This is a genomic window from uncultured Rhodospira sp., assembly GCF_937138205.1.
Lineage (GTDB): Bacteria > Pseudomonadota > Alphaproteobacteria > Rhodospirillales > Rhodospirillaceae > Rhodospira.
On the sequence record NZ_CAKZOT010000051.1, the window covers coordinates 1 to 17,446 of the forward strand.

The 17,446-nt window shown below is 66.8% G+C and carries 19 protein-coding genes; 8 read left to right on the plus strand and 11 right to left on the minus strand.

Annotation, left to right across the window (positions count from 1 at the left end; all coding sequences use genetic code 11):
* From Q0309_RS06555 to Q0309_RS06565, 3 genes are all read right to left on the minus strand, one after another.
* Positions 1–307, minus strand: a 307-nt coding sequence (locus Q0309_RS06555; RefSeq protein ID WP_299438724.1) for a hypothetical protein, incomplete at its 3' end; no start/stop codon positions are given.
* Between the two features lie 28 nt (positions 308–335).
* The gene (gene eutB, locus Q0309_RS06560) at positions 336–1,307 is read right to left on the minus strand and encodes a hydroxyectoine utilization dehydratase EutB (RefSeq protein ID WP_299438726.1); all 972 of its coding nucleotides are present in this window, start codon (positions 1,305–1,307) and stop codon (positions 336–338) included.
* Positions 1,307–2,107 (minus strand): hypothetical protein, encoded by an 801-nt coding sequence (locus tag Q0309_RS06565; RefSeq protein WP_299438728.1) that lies wholly within the window; start codon positions 2,105–2,107, stop codon positions 1,307–1,309. The genes eutB and Q0309_RS06565 overlap by 1 nt, the downstream gene beginning before the upstream one ends.
* Positions 2,108–2,719: 612 nt before the next feature.
* Between Q0309_RS06565 and dctP the strand changes: the two genes are divergently transcribed.
* The 5 genes from dctP to Q0309_RS06590 all read left to right on the plus strand — a co-directional run bounded on the left by dctP (position 2,720) and on the right by Q0309_RS06590 (position 7,499).
* Positions 2,720–3,754 carry a TRAP transporter substrate-binding protein DctP gene (gene dctP / locus Q0309_RS06570; protein WP_299438730.1) on the plus strand — a complete coding sequence of 345 codons (1,035 nt, stop codon included), beginning with the start codon at positions 2,720–2,722 and terminating at the stop codon, positions 3,752–3,754.
* Positions 3,755–4,049: 295 nt separating this feature from the next.
* The gene (locus tag Q0309_RS06575; protein WP_299438732.1) at positions 4,050–4,655 is read left to right on the plus strand and encodes a TRAP transporter small permease; all 606 of its coding nucleotides are present in this window, start codon (positions 4,050–4,052) and stop codon (positions 4,653–4,655) included.
* Positions 4,656–4,670: 15 nt separating this feature from the next.
* Positions 4,671–5,954, plus strand: a complete 1,284-nt coding sequence (locus tag Q0309_RS06580) for a TRAP transporter large permease (RefSeq protein ID WP_299438734.1) — start codon at positions 4,671–4,673, stop codon at positions 5,952–5,954.
* Between the two features lie 2 nt (positions 5,955–5,956).
* Positions 5,957–6,400, plus strand: coding sequence for a universal stress protein (locus Q0309_RS06585; RefSeq protein ID WP_299438736.1), 444 nt, complete (start codon positions 5,957–5,959; stop codon positions 6,398–6,400).
* 103 nt (positions 6,401–6,503) lie between these two features.
* Complete coding sequence (locus Q0309_RS06590) at positions 6,504–7,499, plus strand: phosphotransferase (RefSeq protein ID WP_299438738.1); 996 nt, start codon at positions 6,504–6,506, stop codon at positions 7,497–7,499.
* A gap of 213 nt (positions 7,500–7,712) precedes the next feature.
* On the opposite strand, the gene Q0309_RS06595 is transcribed toward Q0309_RS06590, so the two are convergent.
* The 4 genes from Q0309_RS06595 to ruvX all read right to left on the minus strand — a co-directional run bounded on the left by Q0309_RS06595 (position 7,713) and on the right by ruvX (position 10,127).
* Positions 7,713–8,456 (minus strand): NAD(P)H-dependent oxidoreductase, encoded by a 744-nt coding sequence (locus Q0309_RS06595; protein ID WP_299438740.1) that lies wholly within the window; start codon positions 8,454–8,456, stop codon positions 7,713–7,715.
* A gap of 24 nt (positions 8,457–8,480) precedes the next feature.
* A complete protein-coding gene (locus tag Q0309_RS06600; RefSeq protein ID WP_299438743.1) occupies positions 8,481–9,026 on the minus strand; it encodes a hypothetical protein in 546 nt (181 codons plus the stop codon).
* Between the two features lie 136 nt (positions 9,027–9,162).
* A complete protein-coding gene (locus Q0309_RS06605; protein ID WP_299438744.1) occupies positions 9,163–9,657 on the minus strand; it encodes a PilZ domain-containing protein in 495 nt (164 codons plus the stop codon).
* On the minus strand, positions 9,654–10,127 hold the full coding sequence (gene ruvX, locus Q0309_RS06610; protein WP_299438746.1) for a Holliday junction resolvase RuvX: 474 nt from the start codon (positions 10,125–10,127) through the stop codon (positions 9,654–9,656). The genes Q0309_RS06605 and ruvX overlap by 4 nt, the downstream gene beginning before the upstream one ends.
* A 114-nt stretch (positions 10,128–10,241) precedes the next feature.
* Here ruvX and gatC point away from each other — a divergent pair, with 114 nt between their 5' ends.
* The 3 genes from gatC to gatB are packed head-to-tail and all read left to right on the plus strand — an operon-like array spanning position 10,242 to position 13,511.
* Positions 10,242–10,529: an Asp-tRNA(Asn)/Glu-tRNA(Gln) amidotransferase subunit GatC gene (gatC, locus tag Q0309_RS06615; protein ID WP_299438748.1), complete on the plus strand. Its 288-nt coding sequence runs from the start codon at positions 10,242–10,244 to the stop codon at positions 10,527–10,529.
* Between the two features lie 11 nt (positions 10,530–10,540).
* Positions 10,541–12,031: an Asp-tRNA(Asn)/Glu-tRNA(Gln) amidotransferase subunit GatA gene (gatA, locus tag Q0309_RS06620; RefSeq protein WP_299438751.1), complete on the plus strand. Its 1,491-nt coding sequence runs from the start codon at positions 10,541–10,543 to the stop codon at positions 12,029–12,031.
* Positions 12,032–12,035: 4 nt separating this feature from the next.
* Entirely contained in the window at positions 12,036–13,511 is a 1,476-nt protein-coding gene (gene gatB / locus Q0309_RS06625; RefSeq protein WP_299438753.1) for an Asp-tRNA(Asn)/Glu-tRNA(Gln) amidotransferase subunit GatB, read from the plus strand.
* A 184-nt stretch (positions 13,512–13,695) separates the two neighbouring features.
* Here gatB and Q0309_RS06630 read toward each other — a convergent pair whose 3' ends face one another.
* The 4 genes from Q0309_RS06630 to Q0309_RS06645 all read right to left on the minus strand — a co-directional run bounded on the left by Q0309_RS06630 (position 13,696) and on the right by Q0309_RS06645 (position 16,998).
* Positions 13,696–14,139: a hypothetical protein gene (locus Q0309_RS06630; protein WP_299438755.1), complete on the minus strand. Its 444-nt coding sequence runs from the start codon at positions 14,137–14,139 to the stop codon at positions 13,696–13,698.
* A 1,005-nt stretch (positions 14,140–15,144) separates the two neighbouring features.
* On the minus strand, positions 15,145–15,357 hold the full coding sequence (locus Q0309_RS06635) for a type II toxin-antitoxin system HicB family antitoxin (RefSeq protein ID WP_299438757.1): 213 nt from the start codon (positions 15,355–15,357) through the stop codon (positions 15,145–15,147).
* Positions 15,341–15,607 (minus strand): type II toxin-antitoxin system HicA family toxin, encoded by a 267-nt coding sequence (locus Q0309_RS06640; RefSeq protein ID WP_299438760.1) that lies wholly within the window; start codon positions 15,605–15,607, stop codon positions 15,341–15,343. Before Q0309_RS06640 ends, Q0309_RS06635 begins: the two co-directional genes overlap by 17 nt.
* Before the next feature lie 404 nt (positions 15,608–16,011).
* Positions 16,012–16,998 (minus strand): tyrosine recombinase XerC, encoded by a 987-nt coding sequence (locus Q0309_RS06645; RefSeq protein WP_299438762.1) that lies wholly within the window; start codon positions 16,996–16,998, stop codon positions 16,012–16,014.
* Positions 16,999–17,446 lie beyond the last annotated feature (448 nt).

A 17,446-nucleotide genomic window follows, 5' to 3' on the forward strand; every position in this document is an offset into this window, starting at 1 on the left:
CGGTGTGAACATCGTTGATCCGGGTCTCCAGACCCGCGCGCGTGTCCTTGATTTCCGTCTTCAGTTCGGTCCGGACCGCCTCAACCTCCGCCCTCGTCGCGAGGTTGGGCAGGGTCGAACGCAATTGCTCGTCGATCCGAATGATCACGGGCTCCATGCGCCGAAGCGTGTCTTCGAGCGCCCCGACGCGCCGCGCCAGATCCGGATAGTCGCCGTGTCCCGCCGTGTTGGCGGCGCCGTTGTCCGGCGCCCGCACCACCCGGGCCGAGCCGACATGGGATCCGTTTGTCCACACCGGTGAGGTCATGTCCGCCTCTCGCTGCCTTTGCCACGCATCATTGTGGCCCTTCGCCGGAGATAAGTCGACAATGCAACGCCATGTCGATATTCCGGCCGCTGAGCAGCACGACCGTTGGCCCCGAAGGCCGCACCTTGCCGGCCAGAAGCGCCCCCAGGCCGACCGCGCCCGAGCCCTCGACGATCTCCACCTCGCGCCAATAGGCATGGCGGATACCGGCGGCGATCTCGTCCTCGGTCAGGGTGACGGTCTCGTCCACCAGGTCGCGCACCATGGCGAAGGTGTGCCGGTTGTCGAGACCGATGCCGCCGCCCAGGGAGTCCGCCAGCGTGGCCACCTCCTGGACGAATACGGGCTTGCCCGCGCGCAGGCTTTCGACCATGGCGGCACCACTTTCCATGCTGACGCCGATGACCCGGGCGGAGGGCCGCGCGGTCTTCACCGCCAGCGCGATGCCGGCGATCAGCCCGCCGCCCGACAGCGGCACCAGCACGGTCTCCACATCGGGCAGATCCTCGACCATCTCCAGCCCCACCGTACCCTGGCCGGCAATGATGTCGGGATGGTCGAACGGCGGCAGCATGGTCAGGCCCTCGTCGGCCACCAGCCGGTTCACCTCTTCCTGGGCCTCGTCCTGGCTGGCGCCGACGATGCGCACCTCGGCGCCCAGGGCCCGGATGCCCTCGACCTTGTTCGCGGGCACCAGGGAGGACATGCAGATCACACAGCGCACACCGGCCGCCTGTGCTGCGTAGGCAAGACCACGCCCGTGGTTGCCGGTGGAGACGCCGACGATGCCCTTGGCCTTGCGGTCGTCGGACAGGGCGAGCACGGCATTGGTGGCACCGCGCACCTTGAAGCTGCCCGTGACCTGATGGTGTTCGCGCTTCAGCCACACCGGCGTGCCGCACCGGTCCGTCAGCGACCGCGAGGACTCGGCGGGGGTGCGGCGGATACGCCCTGCGAGCCGGTCGCGGGCGGCCAGGATGGCGGCGTGGTCGATGGGCATCAGGCGCTCCCCCGCTGGACATCGCCCGCCAGCGGGCGCGAGAACAGACGCCCTCCTCCGGGAACGTCATGGTCGACGCCGCACAGGCGCAGGGCCATCCAAGCGGCGGCCTGGTTGCTGGTGACGACCGGGCGGTCGATCTCCGACTCGATCAGCGCCACGACCTCGGCCGCCGGCACGGCGGTGCAGGAGATGAACAGCGCCTCGGCCTCCCGCGCGGTCGCGGCGATGGCCTCGCGCACCAGCACGTCCGGCTTGATCCGGGCCATGTCCCGGTCGTCCTCGATCGCCCAGCAGGTCACGCCGTCGACGGCGTACCCCAGAGCGGCGAAGCGCTCGGCCACCGGGCGGGCGATGTCGGGAACATAGGGCGTGAGGATCGAGATCCGCGTCACATCCAACGCCGACAGCGCCGCGTCGGCGGCGACCATCGGATTGATCACCCGGGCGCCAGGCTTGGCCGCCCGCACGGCCGCTTCGACCCCGGCGTCGCCGATCACCGCCGACGCCGAGGTGCAGCCGAAATGGATCACGTCGAACGGGGCCTCCGGCACCAGCGCCGTGGCCGCCCGGGCCAAGCGCTCTTCCAGGGCGGAGAGGCTCTCGGCCGACACCGGGTTGGAAAAGGCAACGCGGTTCGCGTACACGGCGACGCCGCTGCCATGGGTCAGGCGGGCAAAGTCGCGCTCAGAGGTCAGGTCGGTTTCCAACAACACAAGACCGACTCGCCGCACGGCCTCTGGCGCCAGAAACGCCGAAGAGCGGGCCGGCGACCCGAGAGGGGATACCCGAACGTCCATTGTGCCGCCCCTCCCTGTTCATCCCGACATCGTCAAAGTCGCATCATGTGGCGCGGCCCTGGATCCATTCAATCCCCGGCATCGGATGAGCCCGCCAAAAACGATCCGGCGCGAAGATGATCTTCCTGAATTTCCTGTCACATAAAGGCAACCTTCCTAACCGACTCTCCCGATCGGTCTTTGGTGAGCCGGGCGCCGCTATACGCGAGCCCCTGACTGGCGGACCGACGATCTCCACCGCGTGCGATGGCCGCCCGCCGAATACGCCAAGCATGGCAGTCGGTTAAGCCGCACCGGGCGGGATCGCGGCAGCGCCCGTTTCGCCCCCTTCCGACCGACCCGGCCGGCGCGTTTTCGGTCCGCCCCGCCCCCGGCCGAGGGGGCCGGCCGCGCGCGGCCACCGCCGAGGCGGTGTTGACGGACTCACGCATCTGCGCTGCGATAAGCGCATGTCCGCACCACATGGATCCCATACCTGATGGTCGCACACAGGGTCGTCCTGGCGGCATTGCGCAAGACCGGATCACCGGTCTTCGGGGCGCATCCGTCATGCGGGACCCGAGCGCGACCCCTCGCCATGACGACCCAAACGAAAACAGGGAGAACATCACCATGAGCGAACGTTTTCGCACGCTGTTCGGGGCCACTGTCGCCTCCGCGCTGGCCCTGACCGTCGCCACCGGCGCCCAGGCCGAAACCTGGAAGTACTCGCTGGAAGAGGCGATCGACGAGGTGCAGGGCGTCTACGCCACCAAGTTCAAGGAGCACATCGAGGCCAACTCGGACCACACCATCGAGATCTTTCCCTTCGGCACCCTGGGTGAGTCCAACGACACCACCGAGCTGGCGCAGATGGGCGCCATTCACTTCGCCACCGCCTCGCCGGGTTTCACCGGCAGCCTGATCCCCGAACTGCAGGTGTTCCTGCTGCCCTACGTGCTGCCGGAAGACCATCAGGTGCTGGCCGACTTCTACCAGACCTCGGACACCATCAACGAGATGCTGGCCGCCAAGTACGAGGAAAAGAGCCTGCACCTGCTGGACATGTATCCCGAGGGCGAGGTGGTCATGACCACCAAGGAACCGGTGACCGGCCCGGCCGACCTGGACGGGGTCAAGTTCCGCGTCATGACGTCGCCGATGCTGATCGAGACCTATGACGCCTTCGGCGCCACGCCGACGCCGCTGCCGTGGGGCGAGGTCTATGGCGCCCTGCAGACCAACATTATCCAGGGCCAGGAAAACCCCATGTTCTTCGTCGAATCGACGAAGATGTACGAGGTGACCGACTACATCACCTACGCCGGCCACAACACCTTCACCACCGCCGTGGTGGCCAACAAGGGCTTCTACGACGGTCTGTCGGAAGACGAGCAGGCGCTGGTCGCCGAGGCCGCGGACGTCGCCTATAACCACATCATCGACTACACCAAGGGCCTGACGGAGCGCTCGGAAGAGAAGATCCTGGAGGCCAAGCCGTCGATGAACGTGACCGTGCTGGACGACGAACAGCGCGAGCCGTTCCGCGAGGCCGCCGAACAGGTGAAAGAGGCGTTCGTCGAGGAGGTCGGCGGCGACGCCCAGGCCGTTCTTGACGGCTTCCGCGAGGACATCGAGGAGTCCAAGGAGCGCGTCGAGGGCAACTGATCGCCGTCGCGCCCGGGCAGAGGATGACGGAAGGACCCGCGCCGTCGCACCGGCGGGCGGGGCCTTTCCCGCCTCAACAGGCTCCGAGCGTCCCGCTCCGTGGCGGTCATGGTCACAGGTCGCCGCCAGCGTTGGCGAGAGCCGGCGGGGGGGCGCAAGACCCCACCCCAACCCTCCCCATTTCATGGGGTGGTCTGGCTGGCACCGGTGAACCGGACCCGGTCCCCGGACACCCCTCCCAGGGACCGCATGATGTGACGTTGATCGCGACCGAAAGGCAGAGGGACAGCGCCCGATGAACGAGCCCACACAGCGGCCGGGAACGCCCGGTCCCGATGCCGCCAAGTCCCAGTTCGGGGGCCTGCTGCGGCCGCTCGCCTGGATCGACGGTGCCATCGCCCGCTTCGAGGCGGTGGTGCTGTCCCTCGGCGTCATCGTCATGGCGGCGGTCTCGGTGGCCAACGTCATCGGCCGCTTCGTCATCGGCGAGAGCCTGTTCTTCGTCGAGGAACTGAACCGCTTCCTGGTGGTGCTGATCACCTTCGTCGGCCTTGGCTATGCCGCCCGCATGGGCCGGCACATCCGCATGTCGGCCATCTACGACGCCCTGCCGGACATGGCCCGCAAGGTGCTGATGATCGTCATCTGCCTGGTGACGGCGGCGGCCATGTTCGTGCTCGCCTGGTACGCTTACGGCTATGTGGTGTCGGTCTACGAGAGCGGGCGCATCGCCCCGTCGCTACGCATTCCGGTCTATCTGACCTTCGTGTGGGTGCCGATCGGTTTCGTCATCACCGGCATCCAGTACCTGCTGACCGCCGTGGCCAACCTGTCACGGCCGGACGTCTATATCTCGGCGTCGGTGGTGGACACCTACGACGAGACCGAAACCAAGGTCTGACGGAGGACCGCGCCCATGCTCGCCGAGGTCATGATCAGTGTCATGGTGGTCCTGCTGTTGCTGGGCTTTCCCATGATGATCCCGCTGATCGCGGGCAGCTTCGTCGCCTTCTTCATCTTCATGCCCATCCCGCCGGAGATCATGGTGCAGCAGATGCTGGGCGGTATCCGCCCGGCCGCCCTGGTGGCGGTGCCCATGTTCATCCTGGCCGCCGACATCATCACCAAGGGCCACTCGGCCGATCGCCTGATCGACATGGTGATGCGCTACGTCGGCCATGTGCGCGGCGGCCTGGGGGTGACGGCGGCGACCAGTTGCGCCCTGTTCGGCGCCGTCTCGGGCTCGACCCAGGCGACGGTGGTGGCCATCGGCAGCCCGCTGCGGCCGCGCATGTTGGAGGCCGGCTACAAGGACAGCTTCACCCTGGCCCTGATCGTCAACGCCTCCGACATCGCCATGCTGATCCCGCCGTCGATCGCCATGATCATCTACGGCGTCATCTCCGGCACCTCGATCGCCGAGTTGTTCGTGGCCGGCATCGGCCCCGGCCTGCTGATCCTGGCGCTGTTCGCCGCCTATTGCATATTCCATGCGTGGCGGCACAACATCCCGACCATGGACAAGGCGACGTGGGCCGACCGCCTGAAGGCGACGCGCGAGGCGGCCTGGCCGCTGGGCTTTCCGGTCATCGTCGTCGGCGGCATCTACGGCGGCATCTTCAGCCCCACCGAGGCGGCGGCGGTCTGCGTGGCCTACGCCTTCATTCTGGAGTTCATCGTTTTCCGATCGCTGAAGTGGCCGGACCTGTTCGAGATCGCCAAGTCGACCGGCCTGATCACGGCCGTCGTGTTCATCCTGGTGGGGGCCGGCAACGCGTTTTCGTGGGCCATCTCGTTCAACCAGATCCCGCAGGAAATCCTGGGCGGCCTGGGCCTGGACGAGGCCAGCGCGATCATGGTCCTGGTGGCCATCTCCATCGCCTTTTTCGTCGGCTGCATGTTCGTTGACCCGATCGTGGTGATCCTGGTGTTGGTGCCGATCTTCGCGCCCATCGTCGAAAGCGCCGGCATCGACCCCGTGCTGGTGGGCGTGATCATCACGCTGCAGGTGGCCATCGGCTCGGCCACGCCGCCATTCGGCTGCGACATCTTCACCGCCATCGCCATCTTCAAGCGGCCGTACATGGACGTGATCCGGGGCACGCCGCCATTCGTGATCGTGCTGATCGGGGTCAGCGCGGCCCTGATCATGTTCCCGCAGATCGCCCTGTTCCTGCCGCAACTCGCGTTTGGGGAGTGACGATGTTCAGCACCATCCTCGTACCGGTGGACGGCTCCGACCAGGCGGTCAAGGCGATCGACTTCGCCGTCGACCTGTCGACGCGGTTCGACAATGCGAAGATCCTGCTGTTGAGCGTGTTCCGCCACCACAGCCCGATGGAGGGCTCGCTGTCGATGGTCCGCCCGCTGCATCCGGCGACGCCGGACGAGGCCCTGCGGGACTACGCCAAGGACCTGGTGGCCGCCGCCCGGGCGCACGCGATGGAGCGCGGGGCGGTGGACGTCGAGGCCTACGCCAAGCGCGGCCAGCCGGCGCGGGCCATCATCGATTTCGCCAAGGAGCACAAGTGCGACGTGATCGTCATGGGCGCGCGCGGCACCGGCGACGTGGAGAGTTTCCTGCTCGGCTCGGTCTCGCACAAGGTGTCCGGCCTGTCGCCGGTGACCTGCATCCTGGTGAAGTAGGCGCCGCGAGCCCGCCGCACGCGACACATCGACGTTGCGGCCCCGGCGCCGACGCACTACGGTCCCGCTCCACTTTGCTATAGGGGGCGATGCGGGACTCACCATGGCGGGCCTTTACACCGACGATTTCATTGAAACCCTGCGCCGTGGCGCGGCCAGCCTGACCGGGGCCTGGGGCCTGTCGCCCCGCGCCGAGGTCTCCCTGCTGGCCATCTCGGAAAACGCCACCTTCCTGGCCGAGGACCCCGACGACGGCACGCGGATCGTCCTGCGGGTGTACCGCCCTGGCTATCATACCCGCGCGGAAATGGAGTCCGAGCTGGCGTGGATCACCGCCCTGCGCGCCGACGCCGTGATCGACACGCCAGAGCCGCTGAGGGTGGCCGACGGCGGCCATATCGCCACCTTCGACCTGAACGGCACGCACCGCGAGGTGGCGGCGTTCCGCTTCATGACAGGCGCCGAGCCCTCGCCCGACGACGACCTGACCGACGGCTTCCACGCCCTCGGCGCCCTCAGCGCGCGCCTGCACGCGCACACCCGCCAGTGGCCCCGGCCGCCCGGGTTCGTTCGCAAGACCTGGACCTGGGAGACCACCGTCGGGCCAACGCCGCACTGGGGCGACTGGCGCCACGCGTTGGGATTGGCGGCGGACGGCGCGGCTTTGCTTGAGCGGACCAGCGAGGCGTTGCGGCGGCGCCTGGCGGCCTACGGCACCGGCCCGGACCGCTTCGGCCTGATCCACGCCGACCTGCGGCTGGCCAATCTGCTGGTCGAGGGCGCGCGCCTGGGCGTGATCGACTTCGACGACTGCGGGTTCGGCTGGTTCGGTTACGACTTCGCCGCCGCCGTCAGCTTTTTCGAGCACGAGCCCACCATCCCGGCGCTGCAAGACGCCTGGACCGCCGGATACCGCACCGTCGCCCCGCTGCCGGCCGAGGACGAGGCCATGCTGCCGACGTTCGTGATGCTGCGCCGCCTGCTGCTGACCGCCTGGATCGCCAGCCACAACGAGACCCCGACCGCGCAAGAACTGGGCGCGGCCTACACCGACGGCACCCTGATGCTGGCCGACCGCTTCCTGAGCGCGGCGGGGTAACCCCGTCCGACGAATGAACTGACTTCATTCGTCGGACGGCCGGCGCGACTGCGCCGGCGCGGCGAAGCCGCGGAGCCGCGCGCCCCGAAGGGGCGCCGCGGCGAAAAAACAAAGACTCGGCATCACCATTGCCCGGAAGCGACCAGCCGGACGGGTCAATCCAATCGACGCCGGGTACAACGCCGGCGCCGACGGGCATCGAGCGCCCGCGCCTCACCCCAGCGGCCGCATCTGGTCGTCGAACGCGTCCAGGGCCGGCATCGGCAGCGGCTCCAGGGCGTCCAGGGTCTCCAGAAACGCCCGGTAGTCGGCCAGGATGGCCCGCCGCGCCTCATCGGATATGTAGGGCACGTGGTGGGCCACGAAGGGCGGCAGCACCCGCATCCCCACGTAGCCCAGCGTGCCTTGCAGCAGCGGCCGCAACATGTCCTCCAGCGGGCCGTGCACCCCGCCCGACGCGACCATGTGCGCCCGCCCGCCCATGGTCAGGGCCAGCAGGCCGGTCTTGCCACGCAGGCCGCCCCGGTCATAGAACCGCCGGCCGCCGTAGCACCGCCCGGAGACCAGCACCCGGTCGATCCAGCCCTTCAGGATCGCCGGCACCGAGAACCAGAACAGCGGAAAGCTGAAAATCACCAAGTCGGCCCACAGCAGCCGGTCCAGCTCGCGCCGGATGTCCGGCGGCAGGGTCCCGCTCTCATCGGCATGGCGCTGTTCGAGGGCGACGGTCAGATAGTCCGGATCGCGCCGCTCGGGAAAATCCGCCGCCTTGACCACCGCGTCGAAGCCATCGGCGTACAGGTCGGAGATCACGACGGCATCGCCGCGCGCCCGCAGGGTCTCGACCGCCACATCGCGCATCGCCGCCGTGAACGAGCGCGGCTCCGGATGCGCGTGCACGATCAGCACCCGACGGCCGTCCGGGGTAGCGGGTTTGGGCAGTGGGTCATCGGTCATGCGGCGCTGTCCCGACGGTCCGCCCTACTTGAAATAGCTGGCGTCGATCTCGTCTTCCTCGCCCCAGTCGAAGCCGGGAAACTCGCCAGCGGTGAGGCGCACTTTCTTGGAAACACCGCAGGCCTTGAACAGACTGTTGACCCAGCAGGCGCAGTTCTCGTCAACAAGGCTGTATGGAACATTCTTTTTCGCTTCGTTCTTTTTATAGGCTTCCGCCTTGACCAGAATATCCTTGACGAACGCGTCCTTGGTCTTGCCGCCGGGCGGACTGACCTCGTGGCGGGCCATATCAAAGTCGCTCCACTGCTTGGCCGCGATCTTGGGGTTCAGAACCTCTTTCACGGAATGCACATCGGACGTTTCGTTGTAGCCGAGAATAAGGCGGCTCTTTCCGCCCAGGCTTTTTTTGAACGTCGCGATGGTCATGAACTCCGTGCCGGCGCAGCTTTGCCATTTGACGCTCATCGTCGAGGTGATCTTGGGCGTTCCCTGCACCACGAGAATGAAATGGTGATTGCCCCACGGCGATCCGGCCAGATCCCGCGCCGCCCAGTAGATCTTGGATGTCATCGCTGTCCCCCCACTGTCCGCCCGTGGACAGCCAGCTCCCCACCCGGCCACCCAACGCCAGTTTCCTAATGGGTGGCCGGGTGGGGGAGCGGGCTGGCGCCGATGGGCGGATGAGACACCTCATCCGCCCCTGATCTTAAAACGTGGTGACGTGGCCCTCGACGACAACCTTGAGCCGGTCATAGGCCTCGCGGAGCTGGGCGGCGGCTTCGTGCACGTCGGGCTCCTGGTAGGCGTCGGCGCGCTCCAGAAGGGACAGAACCTCGCTCAACCAGGGGGACTCCAGCTCGGTCAGCACTTGTTCGATCACTTCCGGCGGCGGCGCCATGGATGGCCGCTGGTCCGACGTGAAGCGCAGGCCCAACTCGACCCCCGTCTGGCGGATGATTTCGGCATCCAGCCGTTCCTTGTCGGACAGCAAAAGCTGGAGCGGCCCGGTGATCGGCGTGATGGTGGACAGCCTAATGCGCGCCCCGGAGGCTGAGATGTCCTTGACAATGCAGTCGATCGTGGAGGCGCCACCAAAGCCCAGCCGCGCGCCCTTGAACACCCGCTTGCGCCGCGCCTTGCGCTTGGTCGAGACGGCCGGCACCGTGGCGGCCGAGGGACCGGAGTCGTCCTGTTCGGTCATATCGCGCGCTCGCCTCCCGCGCCTGCCGAGATCCGGCCGAGGGCGTCCAGCGCGCCCTGGAGGATATAGGCGGCCGCAGCGGCGTCGACTTTGGCGGCGCGCTTGCCGCGGCTCAGGTCGAATTCGTCGACCATCATGCGCTCGACCGCGCTGGTCGACAAGCGTTCATCCCACAACAGAACGGGCATATCTCGCAGCCGAAGCATGTTTTCCGCGAACCCGCGTGTCGCCTGGCACCGTTTCCCTGCGGCGCCGGACATTTCAACCGGCCAGCCCAGGACGAGTCCGCACACGGTTCTCTCGTCCATCAAGGCAAACACCTCGGCGACATCGGGCGTGAACTTGGTGCGCCGGATGGTGCGCAGGGGAGAGGCGATGCGCCGGTCCGGGTCGGACGCGGCAATGCCGATGGTCCGCGTGCCCAGGTCGAGCCCCAGCAGCGCACCACGCGGCGGCACGGCGGCGGCCATGGCGACCGCATCACGCAGGATCATGGCCGCGCTCCGCCGCCGGTTGCCAACCCTGAAGCCTTCCGAGTACACATAGCGCCCAACCGATCGCCTCGAACCGGAGAGACCTACTCCATGTCGCTGGACAAGGAAACCGTCCGCAAGATCGCCTTCCTGGCGCGCATCGACGTGCCCGACGATCAGCTCGACCCGCTGGCCTCCGAACTGTCCGGCATTCTCGACTGGATCGAGCAACTGCGGGAAGTGGACACCAGTGAGGTACAGCCGATGACCAGCGTCGCCGAGATGACGCTGCCGTGGCGCGATGACGCGGTCACCGACGGCGGCTATCCCGAGCGCGTCACCGCGAACGCGCCGGACAGCCAGGACGGGTTCTATCTGGTGCCCAAGGTGGTGGAGTAGGAGCGGCGATCATGACCAAGCTGACCGACCTGACCATCGCCGAGGCCCGCAAGGGGCTGGACCGGGGCGACTTCACCGCCGTCGAGCTGGCCGACGCGCATCTGGCCGCCATGGAGGCCCACGCCGGCCTGAACGCCTACATCACGCCGACGCCGGAGCGCGCCCGCGAGCGCGCCGCCGCCAGCGACGCCCGCATTGCCAAGGGCGAGGCCGGGGCGATGGAGGGCATCCCCATCGCCATGAAGGATCTGTTCTGCACCGACGGTACGCGCACCACCGCCGGGTCGAACATCCTGGGCAATTTCGTGCCGCCCTATGAAAGCACGGTGTCCGAAAACCTTTGGAAAGCCGGCGCCGTGATGCTGGGCAAAGCCAACCTGGACGAGTTCGCCATGGGCTCGTCCAACCTGACCAGCGCCTTCGGCAGCGTGGTCAACCCCTGGACCCGCACCGACGCGCCCGAGCGCAAGCTGGTGCCGGGCGGCTCGTCCGGCGGGTCGGCGGCGGCGGTGGCGGCGCGCCTCGCCCTGGGGGCCACCGGCACCGACACCGGCGGCTCGATCCGCCAGCCGGCCAGCTTCTGCGGCATCACCGGCCTGAAGCCCACCTACGGCCGCTGCTCGCGCTGGGGCATCGTTGCGTTCGCCTCGTCGCTGGATCAGGCCGGACCGATGGCCCGCTCGGTCGAGGACGTGGCCATCATGCTGGGGGCCATGGCCGGCCATGACCCGAAGGATTCCACCTCGGCGCCCGTCGCCGTGCCCGATTTCACCGCCGCCATCGAGCAGGGGGTGAAGGGCCTGACGGTCGGCATCCCCAAGGAATACAAGCCGGAGGAAGGCCTGTCGCCGGAGATCGAGGCCATCTGGACGCGCGGCATGGAGATGCTGAAGGACGCCGGCGCCAAGACGGTCGAGATCAGCCTGCCGCACACCAAATACGCCCTGGCCGCCTACTACATCGTCGCCCCGGCCGAGGCGTCGTCCAACCTCGCCCGTTATGACGGCGTGCGCTACGGCCTGCGCGTGGTCGAGGACGGCGACGGCCTGAACGACATGTACTGCAAGACCCGCGCCGCCGGTTTCGGCGCCGAGGTCAAACGGCGGATTCTCATCGGCACCTACGCATTGTCGGCCGGCTACTACGACGCCTATTACCTCAAGGCGCAGAAGGTCCGCAGCCTGATCGCCAAGGACTTCAAGGACGCGTTCGACAACGGCGTCGACGTAATCCTGACGCCGACCACACCGTCGGCCGCCTTCGCCCTCGACGAGGAAGTCACCGACCCGGTGACCATGTATCTGAACGACGTCTTCACCGTGCCCACGTCGCTCGCCGGCCTCCCCGGCCTGTCGGTACCGGTGGCGTTGACCGAGCAGGGGCTGCCGCAGGGCCTGCAACTGATCGGCCGGCCGTTCGACGAGGAAACCGTGCTGCGCGCCGGGCGCGCGCTGGAGAAAGCGGCGGCCTTCACCGCCAAGCCGCGCCTGCTGGAGGGCTGAGACCATGGACGCAACAGTCGCTCCCACGTACGTGCTGACCGGTGAGACCGGCGACTGGGAGGTCGTCGTCGGCCTGGAGGTGCACGCCCAGGTCATCTCCGCCGCCAAGCTGTTCTCCGGCGCCTCCACCACCTTCGGCGCCGCGCCCAACAGCCAGGTGTCGCTGGTCGACGCCGCCATGCCCGGCATGTTGCCGGTGATCAACCGCGCGTGTGTGGAACAAGCGGTGCGCACCGGCCTGGGCCTGCGCGCGCACATCAACCACCGCAGCGTGTTCGCGCGCAAGAACTACTTCTACGCCGACCTGCCGCAGGGCTATCAGATCAGCCAGTACGAGTTGCCGGTGGTCGGCGAGGGCAAGGTCATCCTCGACATGCCCGACGGCTCCTCGCGCACGGTGGGGATCGAGCGCCTGCACCTGGAGCAGGACGCCGGCAAGTCGCTGCACGACCAGCACCCGACCAAGTCGTTCATCGACCTGAACCGCTCCGGCGTGGCGCTGATGGAGATCGTCTCCAAGCCCGACATGCGCAGCCCCGAGGAGGCCGGCGCCTACCTGCGCAAGCTGCGCTCCATCCTGCGCTACCTGGGCACCTGCGACGGCAACATGGAGGAAGGCTCCATGCGCGCCGACGTCAACGTGTCGGTGCGCCCGGTGGGGGACACCGGCCTGCGCACGCGCTGCGAGCTGAAGAACGTGAACTCGGTGCGCTTCGTCATGCAGGCCATCGAGATCGAGGCCCAGCGCCATATCGAGATTTGGGAAAGCGGCGGCGAGGTGGAGCAGGAAACGCGCCTGTTCGACCCGGCCAAGGGCGAGACGCGGTCGATGCGCAACAAGGAGGAAGCGCACGACTACCGCTATTTCCCCGACCCGGACCTGCTGCCGCTGGAATTCGACGCCGCGTTCGTCGAGGGCATTCGCGAGACGCTGCCCGAACTGCCGGACGAGAAGAAGGCGCGGTTCATTTCGGATTACGCCCTGACGCCCTATGACGCCTCGGTGCTGGTGGTGGACCGTCGCGAGGCCGATTTCTTCGAGGCGGTAGCGAAAGGCCGCGACGGCAAGACGGCGGCCAACTGGGTGATCTCCACGTTGTTCGGCACCCTGAACAAGATGGGCGTCGGCGTGGACGACAGCCCCGTCTCGGCCGAAAACCTGGGCAAGCTGATCGACCTGATCGCGGACGACACCATCAGTGGCCGCATCGCCAAGGAGGTCTACGAGATCATGGTCGACACCGGCGCCGCGCCGGATGCGATCGTGGAAGAGCGCGGCCTCAAGCAGGTCACCGACACCGGCGCCATCGAGGCGGCGATTGATCAGGTGATGGCCGCGAACCCGGATAAGGTCGAAGAGGTGCGGGGCGGCAAGGAAAAACTCCTCGGCTGGTTCACGGGACAGGTGATGAAGGCCACCCAGGGGAAAGCGAACCCGGGCATGGTGAATGAGTTGTTGAAGAAGAAGATGGGGGGGTGAGGGGGACGGCATCTCGGCGTCGGGCGGGAGTTGTACTCCCGCCCGGAACCGGTTCGACCCGATCCGCGGGAAACGGTTCCGGACGGGGGTACAACCCCTGTCCAGCTGGTGTGGGCTTGCGGATCACATGAACATCAGCGATGCCCACCAAGAGAAATACATCAAACCTGAGCGGGATATATCTCTAAACTGGATACGGGTAGTTTTGAAACGGATCTTCTTCGCCCTTTAAATTCGACCAATTGAAGTCATATCGTTCGTCTTCTGGCCAATCGTCGGGAAACTTTACGTGAAAAAAATCACCAATTGCTACTTCGAAGCCCCCACCTGCGCCACCCCTGACCACGAGGTGAGCTGGCCCCCCTGAAAAACTGTCGTTTATAAACTGAGACGACAACAAAGCGAGCAGCCCGCAAACTGCGTCTATCATGTTTTCAAAGTTCGCCTCCTTAAATTGTTTATGCCGATTGTGTTTTGTCATGTTGTATGACTGATACCAGGTAAGAGCACCATTATTTTTCCAAGCACAAAATGGTACCGTAGTAAGAACTCTACCCCTCCAAAAATGCAATCGGATTTCGTACTTTGATAATCTATGAGAAGACTCGAGCTTTTTGTAGTCGCTCATACTGAGGCTCCCATTATCGGGGTAGCCATTTGCAAACAAAATTGCTTTACAATTTGCTTCTATTTCTATACACGAACGTATCAATAGCTGGTGTATCCGATGAGAGTAGCATTTTAGATTCTCATCCGCAGGCTCCACGTACTCGAACAGCTGCCGCAAATCTTGCTGTATCAACAAGAACGCCCGAATGTAATGGTAAGGATCGTCAGCATACCCCTGGTGCTTGATGTATTGACCACCGCCATATGAACCGTCCAACATTTGGCGGCACGTTCGCCGATAGGGCTGTTTGATCGACATAACGTCTCATCCAATTCCACGTGCACGCCTTATCTACAAATACTTGAGTGCGCCCCGTACTGTCAAACGCCGCAATCACGTTATTGTGGACCGCAGGTTGCGCCGACCGAGCCCGTAGGGCGGATTCGGGGCAGAGCCCCAATCCGCCATGTGCCGCCGAAAGACGGCGTTCCGCCAAGGCGGGCGTCCCAGGTGCGGCCGGGTGACCAACGCTTTGTGTCCTCTGTGCCTCTGTGGTGACTCAATCCGGTCGGTCGCGCTGGGTCTTACCACAGAGACACAAAGGACACAGAGACGGCGGTTCGATGCCGCGCGGCCGGCACGCCCCGACCCCGACGCAAATTTGATTCTGGGCGTGGCAGGCGGCTGACGCACCGTCCCCGCATGGCGCGGCAATGCGCCAATCCGCCACGCGCCGCCGCGAAGCCGGCGCGTTGCGGCCGGGTGACCAACGCTCTGTGTCCTTTGTGCCTCTGTGGTGAGTCAATCCGGTCGGTCGCGCAAGATCCACCACGGAGACACGAAACCCGTAGGGTGCGTTCGGCCGCCTCGAAGAGGCGGGCAACGCACCGGCGGCCCTCCCGGTGGTGCGTCGTCGGCGACTTCGACGCCTCCAGACGCACCCTACACCCTCCGCCAAAACAGGCCCCGGTGCACATCGGGTCGGGGCGCGGCGGGCGCGTGAAGACCCGCTCGCACATGGCGTCAGGCGTACATCAATCGCCCTTTGGGCGCGGGAATCGGGCGGCCCATGGCCTCGGCCTGTTCGATCCACGCGGCGACGACCGTCTGGGCGTTGGCGACGGCCTCCTCATAGGTGGCGCCGTCCGCCATGCAGCCCGGCAGTTCCGGCACCTCGACCAGGAACGCGTCGTCCGCGTCGCTCCAGTACACGATCATCTCATATCGGATCGACATCGTGGCCTCCCAAGCGATACCGCACCAACACGCCCCGGACCTGCCTGACCTGATAGGGCTTCGCCTTCGCGCCTTTGGCCTGAAGGTTGAGGATTTCGTCCACATCGTCCCGGCTGAAGATATGGTGGCTGCCCGTGATCCGCTCGTCAAACCCCAGCCTGATCAGAAGCTGACACAGGGCCGCGAAGTCGATAGCCGCATCGGCCTCGCCCGACAGGATCTTCAGCCTGAGCTTGGCGTACTTGCCCATGCCACCCCAGCCTCGTGTGTCGCGGTGACTTTACCTCACCGAACGCTCGACGTCATCGCTTGTGATCGCCAAGGGTGGTCCGGCCGGGTGACCAACGCTCTGTGCCCTTTGTGCCTCTGTGGTGAGTCAATCCGGTCGGTCGCGCAAGATCCACCACGGAGACACGAAACCCGTAGGGTGCGTTCGGCCGCCTCGAAGAGGCGGGCAACGCACCGGCGGCCCTCCCGGTGGTGCGTCGTCGGCGTCTTCGACGCCTCCAGACGCACCCTACACCCTCCGCTTAATCCGTCCCTGCGGAAAAATGAACCACCAAGACACGAAGACACCAAGGCGGCGGTTCGATCCCGCCCGGCGGGCACACCCCGGCCCGACGCCGCGCCGGGCGCGGTCGCGTCGGCCTGGGCTCACTCCCCCTCGGGCGTTCTTGCCCGGGGATGGGCATCCGCGTACACGCGCTTCAGCCGTTCGGTATCCACCGCCGTATAGCGCTGCGTCGTGGACAGCGACGCATGGCCCAGCAGCTCCTGGATGGTGCGCAGGTCGCCGCCGCGCGCCAGCAGGTGGGTGGCGAAGCTGTGCCGCAGGGCGTGCGGGGTGGCGCTGTCGGGCAGGCCCAGCAGCGCCCGCAACCGGCGCACCTGCCGCTGCACCACGCCGGGGTTGAGCGGCCCACCGCGCACGCCGACGAACAGCGGGTCCTCCGGCCCCAGGGTGTGGGGGCAGGCGGCGCGGTAGTCGGCCACCGCCTCGGCCAGCACCGGCAGCACGGGGACCACGCGTTGCTTGCGGCCCTTGCCGGTGACCACCATCGCGCCGCCCGTGGGTGCGTCCTTCTGCCGCAGGGACAACGCCTCGCCCAGGCGCAGCCCGGCGCCGTACAGCACCGTCAGCAGCGCCGCGTCGCGCTTGGCCACCCAGGGGGCGTCCTCCAACTCCGGCGCGGTGGTCAGGACCTCGCGCGCCTCGCCCTCGGCCAGCGCCTTGGGCACCGCCTGCGGGGGACGCGGCCCGCGCACCTGGGCGATGGCCGGGTTGTGGGCGATGCCCTCGCGGTCCAGCCAGCGGTAGAAGCCGCGCAGGGTGGACAGGCCGCGCGCCTGCGAGGTGCGCGACACGCCGGCCGCGCCGCGCCACGCCAGCCAGGCGCGGACGTCGGCGGCGGTCAGCGTGGCCAGGTCGGAGAGGGTCGGCGGCCCGCCCAGGTGCTCGCCCAGGAAGGCCAGGAACCCGGACAGGTCGCGGCCGTAGGCGTCGAGCGTGTGCGGACTGGCCCGGCGCTCGCCCCACAGCCACGCGCGCCAGCGGCCGACGGCCTCGCGCACGCCGGCATCACCGGCAACGGGGGCGACGGGGGCTTCGGGCGGAGCGGATGCGGGCTCGGCGGCGGTCATGGGCGCGACGACGGTATCAGGGGCGGCATCAACGACCCGCCCATCGTGAGCGAAGACGGGAACCCAATGCAATCCCAACACAGCGCCGATACGCGCGCTCCCATCACGCCGTGTGTCGATGAGTTTGGACGAGTGACCAACGTTGTCTAAATCCGGCTTATTCACTTGGCTCCGGCAGGCTCACAATATTGGGCCAGTGATCCCTCCCAGGGACCCAGACCGCGCGTCTGCCGGAGCCAAGGGAATACGCCTTTGTCGAATAAGGGGCACGTCGTTGTGCGCAACCTTCGAAGAAGATTGTTCGCATGTCGCGGTGGCGAAGACGCTCGAAAAACGAGAGGAGTCTCGGCGGCGACATCGGATGACCTAGAACGGCTTGGACCCCATCGCCTACGGATCGCCCGGAGAGAGCGGGAGACCTCCCAGGGTAAGACACGACCCTTTCCCC